Here is a 22,374-nt window from a genome sequence, read left to right on the forward strand (position 1 = left end):
CGCTATGGAATTCACGATCCAACACTTTATCGCGCTTGCGCCGCTGCTGATTACCAGCCTCACCATCGTGGTGGTGATGCTGGCGATCGCCTGGCGCCGCAATCACTCGCAAACGTTCCTGCTGTCCTGTGCCGGTCTCAACCTGGCCCTGCTGTCGATCATCCCGGCCCTCAAGGTCGCGCCTCTGGCGGTAACACCATTGATGATGGTGGATGACTTCGCACTGCTGTACATCGCGCTGATCCTGGTCGCGACCCTGGCCTGTGTCACCCTCGCCCACGCCTACCTTGGCGAAGGCGGTACCGGTTACCCAGGCAACCGCGAAGAGCTGTACCTGCTGATCCTGCTGGCTGCGGCCGGCGGCATCGTGCTGGTCAGCGCGCAGCACCTGGCGGGCCTGTTCATCGGACTGGAACTGCTGTCGATCCCGACTTACGGCCTGGTGGCCTACGCCTTCTTCAACAAGCGCTCCCTGGAAGCCGGCATCAAGTACATGGTGCTGTCGGCTGCCGGTTCGGCGTTCCTGTTGTTCGGTATGGCCCTGCTCTATGCAGAAGCTGGCAACCTGAGCTTCACCGGTATCGGTCACGCCCTGGCGGCCACCAGCATGCCTGCGCCGGTTGCCCAACTGGGCCTGGCCATGATGCTGATCGGCCTGGCATTCAAGCTGTCGCTGGTGCCCTTCCACTTGTGGACCCCGGACGTGTACGAAGGCGCCCCGGCGCCGGTGGCTGCGTTCCTGGCCACTGCGTCGAAAGTGGCTGTGTTTGCGGTGATGGTGCGTCTGTTCCAGATCTCCCCTGCCGCCAACACGGGTGTGCTGAGCACCGTACTGACCGTGATCGCCATCGCGTCGATCCTGTTCGGCAACCTGCTGGCCCTGACCCAGAACAACCTCAAGCGTCTGTTGGGTTACTCGTCCATCGCTCACTTCGGCTACCTGCTGATCGCCCTGGTGGCGAGCAAAGGCCTGGCCGTGGAAGCCATGGGCGTGTACCTGGTCACCTACGTGATCACGAGCCTTGGCGCATTCGGCGTGATCACGCTGATGTCCTCGCCGTTCAAAGGCCGTGACGCCGACGCCCTGTATGAATACCGCGGCCTGTTCTGGCGCCGTCCATACCTGACTGCCGTACTGACCGTGATGATGCTGTCCCTGGCCGGTATTCCGCTGACGGCGGGCTTCATCGGCAAGTTCTACATCGTCGCTACCGGTGTTGAAGCCCACGAATGGTGGTTGGTTGCCTCCCTGGTACTGGGCAGCGCCATCGGCGTGTTCTACTACCTGCGCGTGATGGTCACCCTGTACCTGATCGAGCCAAACCTGCGCCGTGTGGATGCCGAGTTGCACTGGGAACAGAAAGCCGGTGGCGTCATGCTGCTGGCCATCGCCCTGCTCGCGTTCTTCCTGGGCGTGTACCCACAACCGTTGCTCACCCTGGTGCAGCACGCGGTGCTGGGCGTTTGATCGCTTAGCGGGATGCGGTAAACAAAACGGCGCCTTCGGGCGCCGTTTTGCGTTTCTGGGGCCGGTGCTTTTACCCTCCCCTGCTCACGGAAATTTCCTCCTCCAGCTGCCTCCTTATCTGGCATCTACCCGATGGAGGCCGCCGTATGGTGTTTGCGTTCTAGGAAAGTTCCCACAGCAAGGTCACTTGACCCAAGGCGCGCGGGCCACCAAACTATACGCAGGCTACGTACAGAACATGGATGCTCTATTTATCGAACTGCCGGCCTTCGAGCGGCATCGCAAGGACTATCTGAGTGACGAGCTTTTCCACGGTTTTCAACAGGCGTTGATGAAGAACCCGGAAGCGGGAGACGTGATCGAGGGAACAGGTGGGTTACGCAAGGTTCGCTTTGTCGACGAACGACGCAACAAAGGCCAGCGCGGTGGCCTGCGGGTCATTTACTACGGGTGGTCAGGCGGCACGCAATTCTGGTTATTCACCCTGTACGGCAAACACGAACAGGACGACCTGACGCCTCAGCACAAAAAAGCCCTAAAACACATGCTGGACAGGGAAATCAAAGCGAGAACACATCATGAAACGTGAAATCTTTTCCGAACTGGTCGAAGGCTTCGACGCCCTGGCAAACGAACGCCAAGGCAAAGTCACCCTGCGGACCCACAAGGTTCATCTCAACAACCTGGAGCCGCTCACCGCAGAGGAAGTGGTCGCCGTGCGTCAACAGCTCAACCTCTCCCGTGCCGTCTTCGCCATGTACCTGCGCACCAACACGCGTACGCTGGAGAACTGGGAGCAAGGCCGGGCTAAACCAAATGCCCAGGCCGCCACCCTGATTCGCCTGGTGGCGCGTTTTCCTGAGACCGTGGCACAACTTGCTGCGTTGGGTTGATCTGCAATTGTCCCCAAAAAAAACGCCCCGAACATTCGGGGCGTTTTCCATTGCAACGGTATCAGAACGCGATACCGACCTTGAACCCGTACTCATCACGCTTGAGCTTGGTGTTGTCGGCCACCTCGGAATTACCGTCAAGCTTATACTCGGTGCGGGTGTAGTACAGGCCTGCGACCACCGGCAGGTCGCCTTTCTGGTTCATCAGCAAGCTGACTTCGGCGTAAGGGTTGGTGCGGTCCTTGAGGTCCACGGTGTCGCTGCCAAAATCTTCCACCTTGAGCTTGGTGCGGCCGTCGATAGTGCGACGGGCGCCCGCTTCGACACGCAGGGTCATGTCATCGAACTGGTGGTTGTAGCCCAGGGCCGCCTTGGCGAACGGCGACTTGTTGGTAAGTTTCACGTCGAGGTCGTTGATCTCTGGCTCGTAGCGCGTCCAGCTGTAGCCACCGCCGACGATCACGTCGACAAAGTTGCGCGCATCCAGCGCGGCACGCCAACCGAGGTCCAGGTCAGCCTGGCCTTCCTTCAGTTTGTTGTCGCTCTTTTCACCGTACTTGGCTTCGATACCGGCCTGGTAGATAAAGCCGGATTCAGCGGTGAGCTTATTGCCGAAGTTGTAGAACAGGCCAGCTTCAGGCATGTGGCTCTTGTCGCTTTCGCTGCCGTCTTCGAATTTGAAATCGTTGTAGCTGCCCTGGATCCCGAAGGTAGAAATCGGGTCGGTGGACGGTGCGGCAAACACCGCGGCAGGCGCAGCAACCAGCGCCAGCAGCGAGGAACCCTTGAGGAATTTTCCGAATAGCTTGGACATCGTTTTACATCTCCTTGTCTGGTGAGCAAATTATTCAGGAACCGGTTCGAACCCCGGTGGATGCCAAAGGTTCGAATTAATTTGCGCTAATTTGGAGGTAAAACGGTTCAGCGAAGGCTCTATCTCAATGCTCCTATGAATTCGGCACTGTCAAGCCATCAAGGGCAGCCCGCAGCGCCGCCGTGACCGGCACGCAAATCCCGAAGACTTCAGTCAACAGCTGCAGCACCTCATCGGCACTGACGAGGGCGCGCTTTTCACTCGGCCGGTCCAGGTAGTGAATTGCATAGTTGGCGTTGTTCAGGGTATGACGCTCACCCGCAGCCAACCGCGCGACTTTCAACTGGCCGACGAAGACCGAGTCCGGGTGGGTGGAGACATACCAGTTGCCGATTTCATAATCGATGGTCGCCTGCACTTGCAGATCGAACACATACAACCCACGCCATTCATTGGCCACTTGGACCCACAGGGTGTAACTGTCGTGCCCGTCGAAGGTCACGCGATAGGGTTCGTGCGCGGTGGCCTGCACCACCTCGGTGTCCAACAGCAACGGGCTGCTGGGCACCATGCCGCCGAAGCCGACGTCGGTGATGTAACGCACGCCATCCAGGGTCACCAGGCTCAAACGATGGGTACGCGCCGTGCGCGCATCCGGCGGCCCACCCATCACCACCCGCCCCGTGATGCCGCGAGCATCAAAACCGAGCTCCTGCAACAGCGCCAGGAACATCTGGTTCAACTCATAGCAATAACCGCCCCGCCCCTCCAACAGCACTTTTTGCTCGACGCTGGCCAGGTCGATAGGCACCGGCAAGCGCATCAGGCTGGAGAGGTTCTCGAAGGCAAAGCTGCACACATGGCGCAGTTGCAGATCCTGCAAGGTGCGCAGGCTCGGCGCTGGCGGCGAGTCATAGCCCAGGCGTTGCAGGTAGAGGCGGCTATGGGTCAGCAGTGACATGGCGCAATCCTTCGGCACGGGATAAAGGCGACACTATGCCGCGCCAACGAGCAGATTGTCATTTTGAATGAACCTTTTAGAACGCTGCCCTATCCATCTATAACAACACAGGGAGGCAACATGAGTACCGCAAAAATCTACACCATCAATTACCAGCTGCACGGCAAACCGAAATCCTTTGTGGTGCGTGCCGAAGTGATGAACAACGCCGAGGCCTGGCACTGGGCGGCGGTGGATGCCGATATCGCGCATGTCAGCCGCGTGGGGCGGGTCGGGCATGAGCAGGTGAAGAAGACGACTCGACCGTGGGCGGAGAAATTCGGGATTACCGACGTCACTTGGATAGCGCCCAAGTAAACGAAAGCCCCGCACATGGGCGGGGCTCGCTTTATGGCTTCAAGTCGCCCAATGGATCATAGGGCGGCTTTTTTTCATCCTTGCCTTTTTTGTCCTTATCCAACGGCGCAATCGCCGGCCCTACCGGATCCACCTGCGGATCCGACACATCCGGCGAATCGGGATCGAACCCCAATTCGTCCTTACCACTGGAATGCTCGCCCGAAGCCGGGCCTTTTGGCGTATTACTCACGGCGTTCTCCTCATTCAGAGCGGACGGGCCTTGTCATGCAGGTTTTCCAGGTCTTCCTCGACGCGTTCCACGTCATCGTTCTGACGCTCCGCCGGGTCGTTGGGGCGCAACGCGTCGTTGTCGCGCTCTTCTTCGCCGGGTGTGCGGTCAGGGTTCGGGGTGCCGGGTGGTGGCTGGTTGTAGTCGGACATGATGCTTCACCTCAGTGGGTCTACACAGGTTTAGAGAAACCGCTATGCGCCAACGTTCAACTTGTTTGCCCAGGCGTGAGATGATGCCCGCCCCTTCTGGAGACATGAACCGGATGTTCGAGCTCAAACCCTGCGACCCCGTCACCTTCCGTCAACAGACCCGACGTAGTACGTTGATCGTGGCGGTGCTGTTCCTGGCCCTGGCCATGTTGCTGTCGAGCCTGGCGGTGATGCTGTTTGGCGAGCCTGGCGGAGACAACTTGCGCTTCAATGTCGGCGGGGTGTTCGCCGGGGTGTTGATCACGGTGGCGCTGGTGCGCGGCCCGTTCTGGACCCAGCCGTGGCTGGCGGCGGCGGTGTATGGCTGGCAACTCAAGCGCAACCTGATGAGCGTGACCAATGTAATGCACAAGGTCACGGAGCGGGTGCAGGCGAATGATCCGACGGCGCTGAAGGTGCTGCGCTTTTATCACTTGGGCCTGACGCAGATGCATGAGCTGGACGCCAACTCCAGCGCCCAGGTGCAACTGGTCGCTGAGGTCGAGGCACATAAGGCCAAGATGCAGGCGCAGGGGCTCGATACCGAGCAGACCCGGTTCGACCCCGCGTGGCTGGACACCTTTAAAACCGCTTAGGCCAGCGCACCTACGCAGTCTCCTTGATGCCCCCCATATCGTCAGTTGGACATCTTTGTCCGCCAACAGAACACGGCACTTACGGCAATGGCAGCACCCGCCAGGCCAAACACCCAGGGGGCCGAGGCAATCGGCAGCAACAGGCCGGCGAGTAATGGCCCGAGGCCGGCGCCGATATCGCGCCACACGGCATTCGAGGCCAGGGCCGACACGCGCATGGACCCTGGGTTGCGCTCGGCCACCAATGTCGTCACCAGCGGCAGTTGCAGGGCGCGCAGCACCAGCACCGCCGCCGCACCGACAATCACCCAGTAGCTGCCGAACGCGATCAGGGCCAAGGCACTGAGGAACGAAAACAGCAGCAACATCGAGGTCGCGCCGAAACGCTGGGCTGCGCGCCCCCCCAAGGGGCTCAGGAGCATTTCCGAGACATAACGCAGCGCCATCAAGCCACCGGCGATCAGCACCGCATCACCGCCCAAGAGCTTCTGTGCCTGGATCGACAGCCCGAAGATAAACAGGCCGTCCAGCGCCACCCCCTCGATAAACGACCACATTGCCACACTGTCCGGCCACTTGAAGCGCCGCCCCGGCGTGCCGTGCAAATCATGCCCGGCCCTAGGCAAACCGCGCGCCATCCACAAGCCCACCAGGCAGCACCCGGCCAGAATCAGAAAGATCGGACGTGGCCCGGCCATCAGTGTCAGCCAGCCGCCCAACGGCAACGCCAGCATCGGTCCCAGGGCAATCAGCGCGCGGGAACGCCCGGCCCGGCGTGCGGCACCGGCTGGCTCCGAAGTGGCCAAGACTTGGGTCGACAGGTTCAACGCAGCAAAACACAGGCCCCACACCAGTCGCAGGCAGAGCAAGGCGGCGAAGCCGGACAACAGCGAGTTGCCCACAGCGCACAGGGTTGCGGCGCCGGCGGCGATCATGCAGGTCAGGCGGTCGCCGTGACGCGCGTAGAAATTGAGCACATGGCGGTAGCCGAAAATCCGCACCAGGCGGTTGGCTGCCAGCAGCACACCGGCCTGGGCCAGGGTAATGCCGAAGGCCTGGGATTCCATCGGCAGCAGCAAGTAGAGCAACACGTCGCTGGGCAGGCATAAAGCCAGGGTCAGTGCGGCGCGGCGGGAGTGGGTATCAGCGGTGCGGAGGGCCAGGCTGGACATAAATCCGAAACATTCCGAAATACTCAGGTCGCCACGGTAGCGTTAATCAGCACTTTTTCCCATAGGGTAACAACCGTAAACCACTGGCCACGGCCCCGACCAAGGCAAATCCACAGCCCAGCCACAGCGCAGATTGCGGACCATTGCCCATGGACAGATGGAAACACAAGGCCACCAACGACGCGCCCAACGTCTGCCCCAACAACCGCGAAATGGCCACGATGCCACTCGCCCCGCCGCTGCGGGCCAGCGGTGCGCTGGTCATCAACGCCTTGAGGTTGGGCGACTGGAAGAAGCCGAAACCCGCCCCGCACAGCGCCATGCGCCAGCCGATATCCAATGTCGAAGCGCCGCTGCCCAAGGTCGCGAGCGCGGCCATGCCCACGCTGAGCATCAACAGACCGATGCCGCACAGCACGCCCAGGTTCACGCGGTCGGCCAGGCGCCCCGCCACCAGCGCCATCACCGCCACCACCGCGGGCCACGGTGTCATCAGAAAGCCGGTTTCCACCTGGCTATGGCCAAGCACCGCCTGCAACAGGAAGGGCAGCGACACAAACGCCAGGCCCTGGGCGCTGAACGCGCAAATAGCGGTAAGGGAAGACAACGCAAACACCGGGCGCTTGAACAGGTCCAGCGCCAGCATCGGCGCCGGGTGCCCGGCCTGGCGCCGCAGCAACCCTGCACCGCACACCAGCGCCACGGCGATCAGGCCCAAAGTCAACGCACCCTGGGCGCCGTGCACCGCCGTACCCAGACCCAGTACCAGCAAGGCAAACAGCCCCGCACACAACACGGCCGCAAAGCGGTCGAAGGCATGCCCGGTCATCGGCAAGGTCGGCAACGAGCGCAGGCCCAACGCCAGCGCCAGCACACCCAACGGCACATTGATCAGGTACAGCCAGTGCCAGGTCGCCACCGACAGAATCGCTGACGCCGCCGTCGGCCCAAGGGTAAATGCGAGCCCCACCACCAGGGAGTTATACCCCAGCCCCCGGCCCAGCATGTTTGACGGGTAAATATGCCGCAGCAACGCCGTGTTCACGCTCATGATCGCCGCCGCGCCCAGCCCCTGCACCACCCGCGCCGCCGTCAGGGTGACCAGTGAGCCGGCCAACCCGCAAAACAGCGATGAAACAATAAACAGCAGCAACCCGCCGAGGTACACCCGGCGATGCCCCAGCACATCACTGAGGGACGCAAACGGCAGCACCGTGGCAATGATCGCCAACTGGTAGGCATTCACCACCCAGATCACCGAGGCGGAATCGGCGCCAATCCCCTCGGCCAGGGTCGGCAACGCCGTGTTGACGATGGCGGTGTCCAGGGTCGCCATGCCAATCCCCAGGGAGATCGCAATCACGGCCGGCAGGCGTTTATTGAGGGGCAACCCATCGGCAACAGAAGGCATGGACAATCCGCGCAAGTGACAAAGGCGTTTAGATTAAGGGCTGCGGCGAATTTTTTCAGGCGTGGATTGGCTGGCTGTCAGTAGTTTCATGTTCGCCAGTGCCCGGTCTTCGCCATAACCCCCACCGCCTCGGCAAAACCGGCCTGGGGTGCGGTGTTCAAGCTGACCAGGCCCACGCAGCGGCTCGGTTTCAAGGCCGCAGCACGGATGGCCACCCGTCCGCCGACGTCCACACCGGCGAGCACAGCCTCAGGAATATGCAGCGCGTTCATCAATTCCAGCACATCCTGGCCCTGTACCGCCTCATCCTGCCCGCGCAGGTACGGGACGATCACCCGGAAACCTTGCGCAGCCAGCGGTCCGGTGATCGCTGCAAACGCGTTCACATCCGCCGCCAGCAAAATGATCGCCCGGCCCTCTTCCGGCCCGAACACTGCATAGCGGATCTCTCCGTCATCAATACTGACCTGTTGCACTGCCAATGCCGGTGCGGCCATCACCACCGCCGCCAACAGCAAAAAACCACGACGATCAAACATGACGGACTCCCACTATCAATTCACTGCCCAGCCAACCGGCCAGGTATTCACCCGCCTGCATCACGCCCGCTTCTTCCCCCAGGCGTTGCACCAAGTACTCACACAGCCCAGCGAAACTGCCATCGGCCTGCAGGTGTTGCACGGCCAGTAGCTCCAACGCATCCACCTGGCGCAAACGCGACGTGAACTGCCGTCGCCACACCAGCAAGCCGCCCGCTTGCGCCAGCATTACCGCTTCCGGTACCGGTGCGTCCTGCCACAGCGCCGACCAGATGGCCTCGGCATTGGTGGTCAGGCCGTGGCAGCGCAGCGACGGCGTGAGCTGCAACACCGCCGTGTCCCAATCCAGCTCGGCCAAGGCCTCCAGGGCCAATGGCTGTGCGTCGGCGGCGACAAAGGCTTCATTGAGGGCCGACTCGATCCAGGCCAGCTCATGCACATCCGGGTTGCCTGGGAACATCTCTTTCAAAGTGGCGTAGAAGCCCTCCGGGTACGCGTCCAGGGTCCAGGCGTGAGGCGGATGACGGTCGATATGGGTGATGCTCACGGCCAGGAAGGCTTCCTCCCCGACCCAACGACGCAGGTAGGGAAACGCCTGCTCCAGGCAACCGACCAACTGCGCACGGTAGTTGTTCTGGTACACCGCCAGGCCGGCGTGGTGATTGCCCAGCGCCTGCGCGGATTCATCCGACGCACTCACCAACCAGCGGCGAAAGGTCTGTTGTAGCTGCGCCAGGTTCATCGTTGCGCTCCCAACGTTCGGGCCATGGACAACTCCTGAAGCAGTTCGGCGAGCGGCGGGATCTCATCGTCACGCTCGATCATGGTCGCCACCGGGCCCAGCCGGGTCATGGCCTGGGCGTACAGTTCCCAGACTCCGGTGCACACCGGGCTGTCATGGCTGTCGATCAACATCTCACGGCCTTGACTGTGGCCGGCCAAGTGCACCTGGCGCACGCGCTCGGCAGGGAGGCCATTGAGAAACGCCAGGGCGTCGAAACCGTGGTTGCTGGCGCTGACGAACACATTATTGACGTCCAGCAGCAGTTCGCAGCCGGTGCGCTTGGCCATGGCTGCAATAAATTCCCATTCGGTCATGGAGGCGCCTTCAAACGCCAGGTAGCTTGAGGGGTTCTCGAACAACATCGTGCGGCCCAACACGTCCTGGGCTTGCTGGATATTGGCACACACCCGATCCAGCGCCTCGTCGGTGTAAGGCACTGGCAGCAAGTCATGGGAATTGAAGCCCGCGCTGCGCGACCAACTCAGGTGGTCGGACACAAACAGGGGCTCGACTTCATCCACCAGCGACTTGAGGCGCTTCAAGTAATCCGCATCCAGCCCTTCGGCGGTGCCGATGGACATGGACACACCGTGCAGCGCCACCGGGTAGCGCTCGCGGACTTGTCGCAGGATATGCCGGGGCTGACCGCCCGCGACCATGAAGTTTTCGGAGATCACTTCGACGAAATCCACGGGCACCGAGGTCTCCAGGAAATCGCAGTAATGCTCCTTGCGCAGTCCCAGGCCGTAGCCTGAAAAGTGAGGATTGGATGTCGACATTGAGGGGCTCCAATAACCCTTTAGGAGCGGGTTCGCCCGCGCCTAAAGGGGGTGAGGCGTTATTTAGGTTCAGTCAAGGTACCGCCAGCCTTGAGGCACTCGGACGGGGTCTTGACGATCACGCCTTCGCCTTTGCAACTGTTGAGGCCTTTGCAGTCGTTCTTGGCGGTGGCGCACAGGCTGGTGCCTTTGCAGGTGTTGACGCCGTAGCAACGGCCGGGCTTTTCCGGCGCGTCGGCGGCGCTGGCGGCGGTAGCGAACGAAGCGGAGGCCATGGCGATCAGGGCAGCCGCGGCAGCGAGGCTCAGACGGGATTTGAGTGCAGTGTTCATGGGTATTGCTCCAGGGTTGGGGTGAATTACTTGATAACGGAAGCAGCGTCTTCGATGACCTTCGCCACAGCCTCAGGCTGGGAGATGTACACCGAGTGGCTGGCCTTGATTTCGGTGACCTTGGAACCCGCGCGTTTGTACATCCAACGCTGCAGGTCCGGGCTCAGGGCGCGGTCTTCGGTGGAGACCACGGCATAAGTCGGTTTTTTGTGCCAGGCCGCGGCCCATACGGTGCCGCCGAACAAGGCGGTGGTCGCCGGCACTTGGGAGGCGGCCATGAAGTCGGTGCGGTTGGTGGTCAGGTCGGCAGCAAAGTCGGCGTTGAACTTGGTGCGGTCGAAGAACAGATGACCGTCGCGGCTGGCCTTGATGTCATCGCTGGGCGCCGGCATCGAGCCGATCAACTGGGCCATGTTCTCGCCCACTTCCGGCTGCAGCGCCGAGACGTAGACCAGCGACTTGACCTTGTCGCGGTCGCCGGCAATCGAGATCACCCCGCCACCTGAACTGTGGCCCACCAGTACCACCGGCCCGACTTGCTGCTCCAGCACTTCGCGGGCCTCGGCCACATCGGCGGCCAGGCTCTCGTGGCCCTGGTGCACCACGGTGACCTTGTAGCCCTTGTGGATCAGGATGTCGTGCACCACGCGCCAGCCGGAACCGTCGACAAACGAACCGGGCACGATCACCACGCTTTTACCGGTGCCGGGCTGCGGGGCATCTGCCGCCTGGGCCAGCATCGGGACAGTCAGGGCCATGGCAATGGCCAGGGAAGAAAGCATACGCATTGGAAATCTCCATCAAAGTTAAGAACGCTTGCCTGAGATGAGGCGGTCCAACGACCAGGCCCCACCGCCGTACGCCAGCAGCGGCAACAACAGGCCCGCCCAGGTGAGGTGCACCGGCCAGGCGGCGGGGTACACAAACACCTCGATCACCAGGGTCATGCCCAACAGCGCAGCAGCGGCCGGGCGGGTCAGCAGGCCGAGCACCAGCAGCAGCGGGAACAAGTGCTCGGCGTAGGTCGCCAGGTGCGCGGCCCAGTCCGGCGGAATTAGCGGCAAGGCGTATTCCGAACGGAACAGCGTGTAGGTCGACGGTTTGAGTTCAAGAAACCCCGTGACCTTGGTGCGCCCTGACAGGAAGAACACCGCCGCGATCGCCACCCGTGCCACCAGCAACAACAGGGCATCGGGAAGCAGGCGCTGGATCACGGCTGCTCCGTCAGGCTGCCGAAGCCTTTAGGGGTCTTGATCTGGGTGCAGGTGCCTTTGTCCACCAGTACCCAGGCGTTGCCCTGGTAGTCGGTGGTGGAAGTGGCGGCGCATGAGGTGCCAGCGCCTGCGGCGCAGTCGTTGGCACCGGCCAGGGCCACGCCGAAGCACTTTTCCTGGGGCTTGGGTTCATCGGCATGGGCCACGGCCGCGAAGGCACTGAGGGACAGGGCGAGGGTTGCCGCGAGGGCTGCGTAAGGACGCTTCATGGGGTGAGTCTCCTGGCTTGACTGAGTATGGCCAGGGCGCCTCGGGGTCGGTGACCGCCTGCGCCAGCTGGTGTGCAGAGTTAAAGCCAGGCGTGTATCCGGTCTGTGTCGCGAACGCGATAGAACGTCATGCGGGTGTATCAGGAGGGTGCGGGGATACAGTTCGATACACAGTTACTAAAACAATGCCAAACCCCCGGCGATTGCTTCGGCATCCCTATCGAGATAATTAGATATATTTGCCTTTACGAACGATGGCGCTTGCGGGTCGTCGACGACCGCAAGAATCACCCTGAATTTCATGCGGTTGTGGTCATGTTTGTTAGTTGATGGCCCGAGGTCATTCCGTTGAAAAAATATGTGTTTCCAACGGAATGTTTGGCGCGGCCCAATCGTTGTTGTACCTGAAGCTGCCCGCCCCCCATCACCTTCAGGAACGGTTTTATGACGGGTGGCCTACGCGTGATTCAAGCCAGCGCGCTCAGGTCCAGGTGTCCCTCCTTGATCGGTGGGCACCAGTAGTAACCGCCGGTCAACGGTGTGCTGATGCGGTACAGGCCATCGACAATGCCATCTTCCAGTCCACTCATGCGGCGCAGTTGCGCTTCGAATGCATCGAAGGAGTGGCCGAACGCGAGAAACATCAACCCGGCCTGGCCGTTCTCCGCCCAAGGCATGGAGCGGCGTACCACGAAGGCTTCCGGGGTGAAGCTTTCCTGGGCGGTGCGTTTGGTGTGGGCGGACTCGGGGGCGTCGTCGAGTTCCTCGTTGTCGCCATGGCGGCGACCGATGATGTGGTCGCGCTCCTGCGCGGGCAAGGCGGCGAAGCCGTCGAGGTCGTGCTGCCATTGCTGGATCGCGGCAAAGCTGGCGCCGCTGTCGGTCAGGGCGGCTTCAACCGCCGCATCGTCGTGGGGGTTCTCGGTGCCGTCTTCGTAGTCGGTAAGGTCGAAGCCGGTCTTGTAGCGGAAGCCTTCGGTCATCTGCACCAAGCGAAACGCCGGGACCAGGGCTTTTTCGAAAGCGCGGCTGCGCAACAGCAACTCACCACGGTCCACGCCGTGCAGCCATATCCACAGCGCGTGCTGGGTAGAGGGGTTGTGCGCACCCGGCCCACTGACGGAGGGAAAGGCGCGCAGGCCTTCAATCCGGGCGCCCAAGGCATTGACCAGCGGCTCGCCAAAACCGACCACCGCCGCCGAATCGGTCAACTGCACCAACGTGTCCAACGCAGCGTGCACGGCGGTCAGTGAGTCCACGGCAAAAAACAGATGGCGTGCCTGCAACGGCACCGGTGCGGCAAGAATGCCCGGCTGGTACTGACTCATGTGAACTCCTTCTGAAAAGCCGCGCAGTTTAACCTTCAGCCACAACACTGCGTACAAGAAAGCGCGCAAGCCTTGCCATAGAGCCTGTTGTTGGGTGACTCTCTAGTCATGTTTTGCAACTATTCCAGGGGTAGTGACATGACCACCAGCAACCTGCTTGCCCAGCTGTTTCCTGACTCCGCCGCCGAGATTCCCGAGCAATTCCAGCTGGGAGCGCCCATTGAACAGCGTGATTACCTGGTCGATGGCCAGTTGAGGGTGTGGAGCGGCCCCTTGGCCAAGGTGCAAAGCCCGGTGCAGTTTGGCGACGAACGTGTGCACATCGGCAGCACGCCGTTGCTGGACGCCGACACCGCCCTCACCGCCCTCGACGCCGCCGTTCGTGCCTATGACCGGGGCCAGGGTGAATGGCCGACGATGCGCGTGGCTGAACGTATCCAACACGTCGAAGCCTTCCTGCGCCGCATGCGTGAACAGCGCGACGCAGTGGTCAAGCTGCTGATGTGGGAAATCGGCAAGAACCTCAAGGACTCGCAGAAAGAGTTCGACCGCACCTGCGACTACATCACCGACACCATCAACGCCCTCAAGGAACTCGACCGCCGCTCCAGCCGCTTCGAACTGGAACAGGACACCCTCGGCCAGATCCGCCGCGTGCCGCTGGGCGTGGCCCTGTGCATGGGCCCGTATAACTACCCGCTGAACGAAACCTTCACCACGCTGATTCCGGCATTGATCATGGGTAACACCGTGGTGTTCAAGCCGGCCAAGCTTGGCGTATTGCTGATCCGACCTTTGCTGGAAGCGTTCCGCGACAGTTTCCCGGCCGGGGTGATCAATGTGATCTACGGCAGCGGCCGCGAAACCGTCAGCGCGCTGATGGCCAGCGGCAAGATCGATATCTTCGCGTTTATCGGCACCAACAAGGCTGCCAGCGATCTGAAAAAACTGCACCCCAAGCCACATCGCCTGCGCGCCGCGCTGGGCCTGGACGCGAAAAACCCTGGCATCGTGCTGCCCGACGTGGACCTGGACAATGCCGTCAGCGAAGCCGTCACCGGTTCCTTGTCGTTCAATGGCCAGCGCTGCACCGCGTTGAAAATCCTCTTCGTGCATGAAGACGTCGTCGACCGCTTCATCGAGAAATTCAACAAGAAGCTGGCCACGCTCAAACCCGGTATGCCGTGGGAGGACGGTGTGGCGCTGACGCCATTGCCCGAAGTGGGCAAGGTGGATTACCTCAACGGCCTGGTGGCTGACGCCGCGCAACAGGGTGCCACGGTGGTGAATGAACAGGGCGGTGAAAGTCGTGGATCGTTCTTTTATCCGGCGGTGCTGTACCCGGTGAACCCACAGATGCGCGTGTACCACGAGGAACAGTTCGGCCCGGTGGTGCCGATCGTGCCCTACCGCGACCTGGAGACCGTGATCGACTACGTGCTGGACTCGGATTTCGGCCAACAGTTGAGCATTTTCGGCACCAACGCCGCAGAAGTCGGGCGCCTGGTGGACACCTTCGCCAATCAGGTCGGCCGTATCAACATCAACGCCCAGTGCCAGCGCGGCCCCGACACCTTCCCGTTCAACGGACGCAAGAACTCGGCAGAGGGCACGCTGTCGGTACATGACGCCTTGCGCGTGTTCTCGATCCGCACCCTGGTGGCGACCAAGTTCCAGGAGAGCAACAAGGCGCTGGTCAGCGACATCCTGCGCAACCGCGATTCGAGTTTCCTGACCACCGATTACATTTTCTAGAGGACGATTCGTCGTTGATTAACCTGCACCTGCCTGTGTTTGCCCGGCGCCTGCTGCGCCCACTGCTCGACCCGTACCGCCGCTATCGCCATGCCAAGCTGATCCATGCCGTGCGCGTGTCCATCGGTTTGCTGGCGACCATCCTGCTGACCACCGGCATCAACCTGCCGCATGGTGAGTGGGCCTCGGTGACCATGCTGGTGGTGATCGGCGGGTTGCAGCACCATGGCAATATCGGCAAGAAAGCCGTGGAGCGCGCCTACGGTACGTTGATCGGCGCCAGCGTCGGGTTGTTGCTGGTGGTGCAGGAGGCGTACGTCGGCCAGCCACTCCTGACTTACCTGTTGATGTCGGTGGTGTGCGGGTTCTTTTCCTATCACGCCATCGGCAAGGGTGGGTACACCGCACTGTTGTCGGCGATCACGGTATTTATCGTCGCCGGCCACGGTGACAACCCGCTGTCGGATGGGTTGTGGCGCACCGTGGACATCCTGATCGGTATCGCCCTGGCCCTGGCGTTCTCCTTTGCCCTGCCGCTGTATGCCGTGTACTCCTGGCGCTACAACCTGGCCAGCGCATTACGCGATTGTGCCCAGATCTACAGCCGGATCATCAATGGCGAGTCCGTCACCAGTGATGAACACCTCAAGTTGCTCAACCGCCTGAATGCGGCGATGTTGCAGTTGCGTTCACTGATGCCGTCGGTGTCCAAGGAAGTGCGCATCTCCATGACCGAACTGGACGCGATCCAGCGGCATCTGCGCCTGTGCATCAGCACCCTGGAGATTCTCGGCAACACCCGGCCCGACCCTCGCGATGAACAGGCGATGGCGCGCATGCAGGGGGTGTTGAAGGCCGAACATCGGCAGATCCGCGTGCAATTGGTGGGGATGGCACGGGCATTGAAGTCAGGGGTGACGGAGCGCTTGGAGCGGCAGAGCCATGCGGGTGTCGAGCCAGCACTGGATGCTCCGGTCTACAGCGCGTTGGATGGGTATCGGCTGCTAACCCTGCAATTGGCGCAGAACGTGGACGCGATGCGCCAGCGGCTGGCCAAGAGTGCGGGGCGCTGGAAAATCTGAATCCGCTGGGTGGAAGAGGAAAATTCCGATGTGTTCACACATTTCAGAAATTTCACAGTTTGTCTTACAAAGTTTTCACGCTTTATTCACATCTCGGAACGTAATGTGAAGCCTCATCCGTTACAAATGTTGCACATCAAGCCCGCCGCCCCAGCGGGCTTTTTTTTGCCTGGGATTTGCGTCAACGCGCGGCCTTGCTCGCTGGCGCCATGGCCTGCTCACGAATGGCACGCTGGGTATCCAGCACCTTGGCCAAGGCATTTTCTGCCTCCGGGCTTTGTTGCGGTACCCGAATCGCCGCTGACACCAGCGTGATCAACTTGGCCATCACCTCGGCATCCGTGGCCGGACGGCCCAGGCTCATGGAGTTCATCAGCAGGCGCAGCTCGGTGCCGGCCATCACCCCGGAAATCGCTTTGAGGGCAAATTGCAGACGCACGCCCAGTTCATTGCGCGGCAGGTCCGGCAAGGCCAAGGCAAAAGCCTCGAAGAAACGCTGGAACACCGGCTGGTAATGCACCTTGAGGTATTCCTGGATAAACGGCGACGTGTCGCTGTACACCCGCCCCAGGAAGCGGATGAATGAACGCCCTTCCCCACTGGCGCTGGCTGGATCGCTGCGCTCCAGGCCCATGGCCGGGGCGAACAGCACGCCGAGCAACGTGTCGCAGTCCAACGGGCCGTCGGACTCAGCCTCACAGCGCGCAAGCAGTTCCAGGCGCTGCTCGTTGAGCGGCTCCAGGCGCTGCTTGAGCAAGGTTTGCATCAGGGAGTCCTTGTCCCCGAAATGGTAGTTCACCGCAGCCAGATTCACCTGGGCACGCTCGGTAATCTGCCGCAGCAATACCGCGTCGTATCCGTATTTGATGAAGAGAGCCTCTGTCGCATCCAGCAATCGAGTCTTGGTAATGTTTGGAGCGCTGACTTTCTTCGCGACCATAGAAGTTCCACATGGGAAATATTGTTTAAAAAAATAATTTGATTTTTTATACCGGGGCCATCGTTCGAAAGCAAGTAGTGACACACCGCCATATGATCGAAAGCCTCGGCTGGCGGGCTCGTCGGGGGAGTCCCAAGCGGGTTTTGAGCTGCCTTTCGCCCTCGCAGGTAGGCATTTTCCCAAGCTTGAGCCGCTCTATATCGATGGCTGGCGGAGCGCCTGGAACGCGGTTAGTATTCAAACAATATTTTAAAAACAAGAAACAAAAGCAGTCCATGACGCATCCCCGGCCAACCTCCCAACTTGTTACAAAGCTTTACTGGGGCGGCTGACGGCAGCGTCGAGACTGAAGGCGTATTCATGACAGATACCCCCGCGCACCCAGGCTTGATCTCCCTGCAAGGCATCGGCAAACGCTATCAGCTGGCCGGGCAGCACCTGTCCATTCTCAATGATGTGTGCCTGTCCATCGCCCGCGGCGACAGCTGCGGCATCCTCGGCGCCTCCGGCTCCGGCAAAAGCACCCTGCTCAATATCCTCGGCCTGCTGGACCTGCCCAACTGTGGCCAATACCACTTTGCCGGCCACGATATCTTCACGGCCACGCCCGACCAGTTGGCGGCCATCCGCAACCAGCAGATCGGTTTTGTGTTCCAGAGCTTCAACCTGTTGCCACGCCTCAGCGCTCTGGACAATGTCGCCCTGCCCCTGAGTTATCGCGGCGTGTCGCGCCATGAGTCGGTGGAGCAAGCCCTGCGCATGCTCGAACAAGTCGGCCTGGCCGACCGCGCCCACCATCGCCCCGCCGACCTGTCCGGCGGCCAGCGCCAGCGGGTTGCCATTGCCCGGGCGCTGGTAGGCAAGCCCTCGGTGATCCTCGCCGACGAACCCACCGGCAACCTCGACAGCACCACCGCCCAAGACATCATGGAACTGCTGCTGACGCTCAACCGCGAACAACAGGTCACCCTGATCATCGTCACCCACGACCCACACATCGCCGAGCGCCTGGACCGCAAGATCCTGGTGCGCAATGGCGTGGTGCAAGAGGCCGGGTGCCCATGACCGAGCGGGTAAAGAGCAGCCTGCGGGTCGAACAGAACTTCAGCCAACTGCTGCATGAAGCCTTCGTCAGCCTGCGCACCCTGGGCAAGCGCTCGATCCTGGCCCTGCTGGGTATCGTGATCGGCAGCTCGTCGGTGGTTGCGCTGATCAATATCGGCCACAACGCGGCAGTGGATGCCGCGATGATTTTCAAGGACATGGGCACCGACACCCTGATCGCACAGTTCCCCCCCAAAGGCGCCAGCACTGTCCCGATGCCCGCCCGCCTCGACCTGGACGCCGTGCGCCAGACGGTGCCGGGCATTGCCCATGTCGGCGCCCTCACACTGTTCAGCGGCCCCATCGTGTTCCATGGCCGTACCGTCAACGCCAACTTAGTCGGCAGCACCCCGGACATCAAGGACGCGATGCGCTTGGCGTTGCAACAGGGGCGCTTCCTGTCGGGTTTCGATGCCAACGAAACCTATGGTGTGATCGGCGACCAAGTGGCCCAGTCACTCGGAGCGCCAGGTGACCCGTTGCGTTTGGGCGATCGCGTGCGCATCAACGACTACCTGTTCCTGATCGTGGGCATCCTGCGCAGCCAGCCACGGGCGATGCTGATGCCGGTGCAAGCCAACGAGTCGCTGTTCATTCCCGCCGAAGGCATGCGCCGCATCTATGCAACGCCGCAGATCGGCAACCTGATCATCCGCGCTGCGCCCGGCCAGGACATGGAGCGTATCGCCAAGGACGTGGCTGTCGCGCTGCAACCCCAACTGACCGACCACGATGTGGACATCCAGGTGCCCCAGCAGATGATCGACGGCATGACCCGGCAAAGCCGCACCTTCGCCTACCTGCTGCTGGCCCTGGGCGCAATCTCACTGGTGGGCGGTGGCGTGGGGGTGATGAACGTGATGCTGATGAACGTTTCGGAGCGCCGCCGCGAGATCGGCATCCGCATGGCGCTCGGCGCGCGTCAGCGAGATATCCGCAACCTGTTCCTGCTCGAAGCCGTGACCCTCACCGCCGTCGGTGCCCTCTGCGGCGCCGTGCTGGGCCTGACCGCCGCCTGGTTGTACGCCTGGCTGTCGGGCTGGGAATTTGCCCTGGCGATTGCTGCCTTGCCATTGGGGGTGGGCAGTACGTTGCTGGTGGGGTTGTTCTTTGGCATCTACCCGGCGGTCTCGGCCTCACGTTTGCAGCCGGTGGAGGCCCTGCGCGATGAATAAATGGCTCTGGCTGCTCGTCTTCGCCAGCCTGCCCGGCATGGCCGCCGACGTGGTAATCAAGCCATCGGCACCCAGTACGACCCGCAGCGGCTATGACCGGGGCGTCTCGTTGAATGCCCAGGTCACCAGCCTGACCCTGGGCGACGCGGTGTACCTGGGTCTGCGCAACAACCCGGCGATCCGCAGCGCCTACCTGCAACGGGTGGCGCAGAAATTCGACCTGCGCGTGGCCGAAGACGAGTTCAACCCCAAGCTCACCCTCAACAGTTATTACCGCAGCACCCGCGGCTCGGCCGACAATGCGCGCAATGCCAACGTGGCGCCGGCCACCAGCCTGCTCGGCGAGTACGGCACGCGCCTGAGCATGGCCTGGACCCAGCAGTTGAACAACGCCGACCGCGCCGGCCGCTACCGCAGTGACGGCCTTGACCTGGCGATCATCCAGCCGCTGATGCGCGGCGCCGGCTGGGACGCCACCACCGCACCGCTGCGCCTGTCACGGCTGTCGGAGCAGGCCAACCGCCTGAACCTCAAGGCCACCGTGGCACAGACCATCAGCCAGATCATCGCCACCTACCGCGAACTGCTGCGCGCCCAGGAGCAGCTGAGCATCGTGCAGGACGCCCTCAAGCGCTCCGTCACCTTGCTGGAAGTGAACAAGGCGCTGATCAATGCCGGGCGCATGGCTGAGTTCGAGATCGTGCAGACAGAAGCCGATATCGCCACCCAGCAACTCGGCGTGGAAGAAGCGCAGAACCAACTGGACACCAACCGCCTGGCCCTGCTGCGCCTGCTGGCCCTGGACCTGTCCACACCGATTCGCGCCACCGAAGCCCTGGAGGCCAGGCCCATGCAGATCGACAAGCGCCAGGCCTTTACCCTGGCCCAGACCCAGCAACCGGAGTACCTGGCGGTCTTGCTCGGCAGCCAGCAGGCCGACCTCAACCTGGTAATCGCCAAGGACTCCGGGCGCTGGCAGGTGGACTTGGTGACCGGTGCCAACCAGATACGCGCCAACACCGATAACAACGCCGGCCGTTCCAACAACCGCACCTGGGACAGCTACGCCGGGGTGCAGGTGCAAATCCCCATCGGCGACATCAGTACGCGCCAGGCCGAAGTGCGCGCGCGGGTGAATGTGGAGGATCAGGAGATCCGTATCACCGACGCGCGCCAGGCCCTGGAGCGCAGCGTCAATGATGTGGTGCGCGACCTCGGCACCCGTTGGCGCCAATATGAAATCTCCCAGCGCGCCGTGGAATTGTCGCGGCGCAAGATCGAGATCGAGCGGGAAAAACTCAGCGCCGGACGTTCCACCAACTTCCAGGTGCTGAGTTTCGAGACCGACCTGCGCAACGCCGAAAACGCGCAGCTGAATGCGCTGATCGCTTATTTGAACGCCCAGACCCAGCTCGACTTGACCCTGGGCATGACGCTGGAAAGTTGGGAAATTGCCCTCAATGACTACTAATCAGAAACGCCTGCTGGGCGCTGTACTTATTCTCTTACTGGGCGGCGCGGTCCTGACCTTGCGCAGCCCGGCCTCCGATCCGGTTGGCACCCAAGAGCAATGGCAGGTCGTCAAGCCCGAGGCATTGGTGCACCAGATCGGCCTGGTCGGCAAGATCGAGCCCGACACCACTATCACCCTCACCGCGCCTTTCGACGGCAATGTGCAAGCCAACCTGGTGGAGCAAGGCCAGCGCGTCGAGGCCGGCCAGGTACTGTTGCGCATGGACCCGGCGACCCTGGAGGTGCAACTGCGCGACGCCCTTTCCGCCCAACTCAAGGCCCGGCGCACCGTGCAGGAAATGCAGGACTGGGACAACGGCCCCACCGTCACCCGCGCGCGCCGTAGCTTACGCACCGTCGAAATGACAGCCGGTAATACCCAGCGCAAACTTACCGAAAGTGAAAACCTGTTCAAGCGCGGCATCATCCCACGCAACGAACTCGATGACCTCAAGCAGCAGACCCAGCAGCAACAGCTGGACCTTGCCTCCGCGCGCAGCGAACTGCAGCAGGCCATCGACCAGGGCAAGGGCGAATACCGCCAGATCGCCGACATGGAACTGACCAATGCCACGGTGAAATACGACGCCCTGCACAAGCTGCTCGAAGGCAAGGAAGTCAAGGCGCCGTTCTCCGGCATCGTGGTGCCACCACCCGGCAATAATTCACCTCAGGCTGGCGGCAACAATACGGCCCCGGTGCAAGCCGGCAGCAAGGTCAGTCAGGGTCAGGTGCTGTTTGGCCTGGCGAACATCGAACGGCTTAAAATCGTCGCCAAGGTCTCGGAGCTGGACATCAACCAGTTGCATCAGGGCCAGGCAGTGGAAGTGCTGGGGGATGGTTTTGACGGCGAGCGACTGACTGGCTCGGTAAGCGTGGTGAGCGGCTTGGCGATTGCCGGTGACAGCCAGGGCAGCGCGCAGTTTCCAGTGACCCTGTCGATCCCCAAACTCACGCCGCAGCAGTTGCAGCGGGTGCGGCTGGGGATGAGTGCGCGGTTGACTATTGTGACTTACAACAATGCGCAGGCGATTGTGATTCCGAGCCAGGCGATCCGGGCGGATAAGACGGTCGAATACCGCGAGGCGATGGATAAGCCGTCGGAGCGGGTGAAGGTGACCACCGGGCAAGCGACGGCCCAAGGCGTGGAAGTGTTCGGCCTCAAACCCGGCTTCGTGAAAACAAACCCCTTGTAGGATCTGCCTTGCCCGCGAAGGCGACCTGACAGCCAACCACTCTCCAACGGTTGCCCCGCGACCCAAATGTGGGAGCTGGCTTGCCTGCGAAGCCGACCTGACAGCCAACCTCTCTCCAACTGTTGCCCCGCGATCCAAATGTGGGAGCTGGCTTGCCTGCGAAGCCGACCTGACAGCCAACCACTCTCCCACTGTTGCCCCGCGATCCAAATGTGGGAGCTGGCTTGCCCG

26 protein-coding genes are annotated in these 22,374 nt (G+C 61.8%); 11 read left to right on the forward strand and 15 right to left on the reverse strand.

The genetic code is table 11. The annotated features are described in order from the left end of the window. Positions 1-4 precede the first annotated feature (4 nt). The 3 genes from nuoN (at position 5) to PF1751_RS16345 (ending at position 2,361) form a co-directional block, all read left to right on the forward strand. Complete coding sequence (gene nuoN, locus PF1751_RS16335; RefSeq protein ID WP_010209574.1) at positions 5-1,468, forward strand: NADH-quinone oxidoreductase subunit NuoN; 1,464 nt, start codon at positions 5-7, stop codon at positions 1,466-1,468. Between the two features lie 238 nt (positions 1,469-1,706). Then, positions 1,707-2,057, forward strand: a complete 351-nt coding sequence (locus PF1751_RS16340; RefSeq protein WP_032883041.1) for a toxin — start codon at positions 1,707-1,709, stop codon at positions 2,055-2,057. Then, positions 2,047-2,361 carry a helix-turn-helix domain-containing protein gene (locus PF1751_RS16345; RefSeq protein ID WP_010209571.1) on the forward strand — a complete coding sequence of 105 codons (315 nt, stop codon included), beginning with the start codon at positions 2,047-2,049 and terminating at the stop codon, positions 2,359-2,361. The genes PF1751_RS16340 and PF1751_RS16345 overlap by 11 nt, the downstream gene beginning before the upstream one ends. 61 nt (positions 2,362-2,422) lie before the next feature. Here the strand turns inward: PF1751_RS16345 and PF1751_RS16350 are convergent, their stop codons facing one another. Continuing rightward, entirely contained in the window at positions 2,423-3,175 is a 753-nt protein-coding gene (locus PF1751_RS16350; RefSeq protein WP_010209570.1) for an outer membrane beta-barrel protein, read from the reverse strand. Positions 3,176-3,308: 133 nt separating this feature from the next. Then, complete coding sequence (locus PF1751_RS16355; RefSeq protein WP_010209568.1) at positions 3,309-4,136, reverse strand: arylamine N-acetyltransferase family protein; 828 nt, start codon at positions 4,134-4,136, stop codon at positions 3,309-3,311. Between the two features lie 120 nt (positions 4,137-4,256). Here PF1751_RS16355 and PF1751_RS16360 point away from each other — a divergent pair, with 120 nt between their 5' ends. Then, the gene (locus tag PF1751_RS16360) at positions 4,257-4,493 is read left to right on the forward strand and encodes a DUF6555 family protein (RefSeq protein ID WP_010209566.1); all 237 of its coding nucleotides are present in this window, start codon (positions 4,257-4,259) and stop codon (positions 4,491-4,493) included. A 31-nt stretch (positions 4,494-4,524) separates the two neighbouring features. On the opposite strand, the gene PF1751_RS16365 is transcribed toward PF1751_RS16360, so the two are convergent. Continuing rightward, complete coding sequence (locus tag PF1751_RS16365) at positions 4,525-4,725, reverse strand: DUF6021 family protein (RefSeq protein ID WP_010209565.1); 201 nt, start codon at positions 4,723-4,725, stop codon at positions 4,525-4,527. Between the two features lie 14 nt (positions 4,726-4,739). Then, entirely contained in the window at positions 4,740-4,916 is a 177-nt protein-coding gene (locus tag PF1751_RS29285; RefSeq protein ID WP_010209563.1) for a hypothetical protein, read from the reverse strand. 113 nt (positions 4,917-5,029) lie between these two features. Here PF1751_RS29285 and PF1751_RS16370 point away from each other — a divergent pair, with 113 nt between their 5' ends. Beyond that, the gene (locus tag PF1751_RS16370; protein ID WP_010209560.1) at positions 5,030-5,551 is read left to right on the forward strand and encodes a DUF3087 family protein; all 522 of its coding nucleotides are present in this window, start codon (positions 5,030-5,032) and stop codon (positions 5,549-5,551) included. Positions 5,552-5,592: 41 nt separating this feature from the next. Here PF1751_RS16370 and PF1751_RS16375 read toward each other — a convergent pair whose 3' ends face one another. The 10 genes from PF1751_RS16375 to PF1751_RS16425 all read right to left on the reverse strand — a co-directional run bounded on the left by PF1751_RS16375 (position 5,593) and on the right by PF1751_RS16425 (position 13,379). Next, a complete protein-coding gene (locus PF1751_RS16375) occupies positions 5,593-6,723 on the reverse strand; it encodes an MFS transporter (protein ID WP_021492768.1) in 1,131 nt (376 codons plus the stop codon). A 46-nt stretch (positions 6,724-6,769) separates the two neighbouring features. After that, complete coding sequence (locus PF1751_RS16380; protein WP_044287356.1) at positions 6,770-8,134, reverse strand: MFS transporter; 1,365 nt, start codon at positions 8,132-8,134, stop codon at positions 6,770-6,772. Between the two features lie 86 nt (positions 8,135-8,220). Further along, on the reverse strand, positions 8,221-8,673 hold the full coding sequence (locus PF1751_RS16385) for an alpha/beta fold hydrolase (protein WP_052489914.1): 453 nt from the start codon (positions 8,671-8,673) through the stop codon (positions 8,221-8,223). After that, a complete protein-coding gene (locus PF1751_RS16390; RefSeq protein WP_044287357.1) occupies positions 8,666-9,415 on the reverse strand; it encodes an HvfC/BufC N-terminal domain-containing protein in 750 nt (249 codons plus the stop codon). The genes PF1751_RS16385 and PF1751_RS16390 overlap by 8 nt, the downstream gene beginning before the upstream one ends. After that, on the reverse strand, positions 9,412-10,236 hold the full coding sequence (gene bufB, locus PF1751_RS16395) for an MNIO family bufferin maturase (RefSeq protein WP_010209552.1): 825 nt from the start codon (positions 10,234-10,236) through the stop codon (positions 9,412-9,414). The genes PF1751_RS16390 and bufB overlap by 4 nt, the downstream gene beginning before the upstream one ends. A 59-nt stretch (positions 10,237-10,295) precedes the next feature. Continuing rightward, complete coding sequence (gene bufA2, locus PF1751_RS16400) at positions 10,296-10,568, reverse strand: BufA2 family periplasmic bufferin-type metallophore (protein WP_021492771.1); 273 nt, start codon at positions 10,566-10,568, stop codon at positions 10,296-10,298. A 26-nt stretch (positions 10,569-10,594) separates the two neighbouring features. Beyond that, a complete protein-coding gene (locus tag PF1751_RS16405) occupies positions 10,595-11,356 on the reverse strand; it encodes an alpha/beta fold hydrolase (RefSeq protein WP_010209550.1) in 762 nt (253 codons plus the stop codon). 18 nt (positions 11,357-11,374) lie between these two features. Next, the gene (locus PF1751_RS16410; protein ID WP_010209549.1) at positions 11,375-11,782 is read right to left on the reverse strand and encodes a DoxX family protein; all 408 of its coding nucleotides are present in this window, start codon (positions 11,780-11,782) and stop codon (positions 11,375-11,377) included. Beyond that, the gene (locus PF1751_RS16415) at positions 11,779-12,051 is read right to left on the reverse strand and encodes a BufA1 family periplasmic bufferin-type metallophore (protein ID WP_010209548.1); all 273 of its coding nucleotides are present in this window, start codon (positions 12,049-12,051) and stop codon (positions 11,779-11,781) included. Before PF1751_RS16415 ends, PF1751_RS16410 begins: the two co-directional genes overlap by 4 nt. A gap of 467 nt (positions 12,052-12,518) precedes the next feature. Further along, a complete protein-coding gene (locus PF1751_RS16425) occupies positions 12,519-13,379 on the reverse strand; it encodes a Dyp-type peroxidase (RefSeq protein WP_044287358.1) in 861 nt (286 codons plus the stop codon). A 138-nt stretch (positions 13,380-13,517) separates the two neighbouring features. Between PF1751_RS16425 and PF1751_RS16430 the strand changes: the two genes are divergently transcribed. Together PF1751_RS16430 and PF1751_RS16435 are read left to right on the forward strand one after the other, a co-directional pair. Further along, a complete protein-coding gene (locus PF1751_RS16430) occupies positions 13,518-15,134 on the forward strand; it encodes an NADP-dependent glyceraldehyde-3-phosphate dehydrogenase (RefSeq protein ID WP_044287359.1) in 1,617 nt (538 codons plus the stop codon). A gap of 23 nt (positions 15,135-15,157) precedes the next feature. After that, positions 15,158-16,216 carry an FUSC family protein gene (locus PF1751_RS16435; protein ID WP_029529107.1) on the forward strand — a complete coding sequence of 353 codons (1,059 nt, stop codon included), beginning with the start codon at positions 15,158-15,160 and terminating at the stop codon, positions 16,214-16,216. 181 nt (positions 16,217-16,397) lie between these two features. Here PF1751_RS16435 and PF1751_RS16440 read toward each other — a convergent pair whose 3' ends face one another. Further along, the gene (locus PF1751_RS16440) at positions 16,398-17,156 is read right to left on the reverse strand and encodes a TetR/AcrR family transcriptional regulator (protein ID WP_010209536.1); all 759 of its coding nucleotides are present in this window, start codon (positions 17,154-17,156) and stop codon (positions 16,398-16,400) included. Between the two features lie 360 nt (positions 17,157-17,516). On the opposite strand from PF1751_RS16440, the gene PF1751_RS16445 reads away from it, so the two are divergent. The 4 genes from PF1751_RS16445 to PF1751_RS16460 are packed head-to-tail and all read left to right on the forward strand — an operon-like array spanning position 17,517 to position 22,143. After that, entirely contained in the window at positions 17,517-18,221 is a 705-nt protein-coding gene (locus PF1751_RS16445) for an ABC transporter ATP-binding protein (protein WP_010209535.1), read from the forward strand. Beyond that, a complete protein-coding gene (locus PF1751_RS16450; protein WP_042572135.1) occupies positions 18,218-19,435 on the forward strand; it encodes an ABC transporter permease in 1,218 nt (405 codons plus the stop codon). The genes PF1751_RS16445 and PF1751_RS16450 overlap by 4 nt, the downstream gene beginning before the upstream one ends. Beyond that, a complete protein-coding gene (locus PF1751_RS16455; RefSeq protein WP_010209531.1) occupies positions 19,428-20,906 on the forward strand; it encodes a TolC family protein in 1,479 nt (492 codons plus the stop codon). Before PF1751_RS16450 ends, PF1751_RS16455 begins: the two co-directional genes overlap by 8 nt. Continuing rightward, positions 20,896-22,143: an efflux RND transporter periplasmic adaptor subunit gene (locus PF1751_RS16460; RefSeq protein WP_044287360.1), complete on the forward strand. Its 1,248-nt coding sequence runs from the start codon at positions 20,896-20,898 to the stop codon at positions 22,141-22,143. Before PF1751_RS16455 ends, PF1751_RS16460 begins: the two co-directional genes overlap by 11 nt. Positions 22,144-22,374: the final 231 nt, after the last annotated feature.

The organism is Pseudomonas simiae (genome assembly GCF_000934565.1).
GTDB lineage: Bacteria > Pseudomonadota > Gammaproteobacteria > Pseudomonadales > Pseudomonadaceae > Aquipseudomonas > Aquipseudomonas simiae.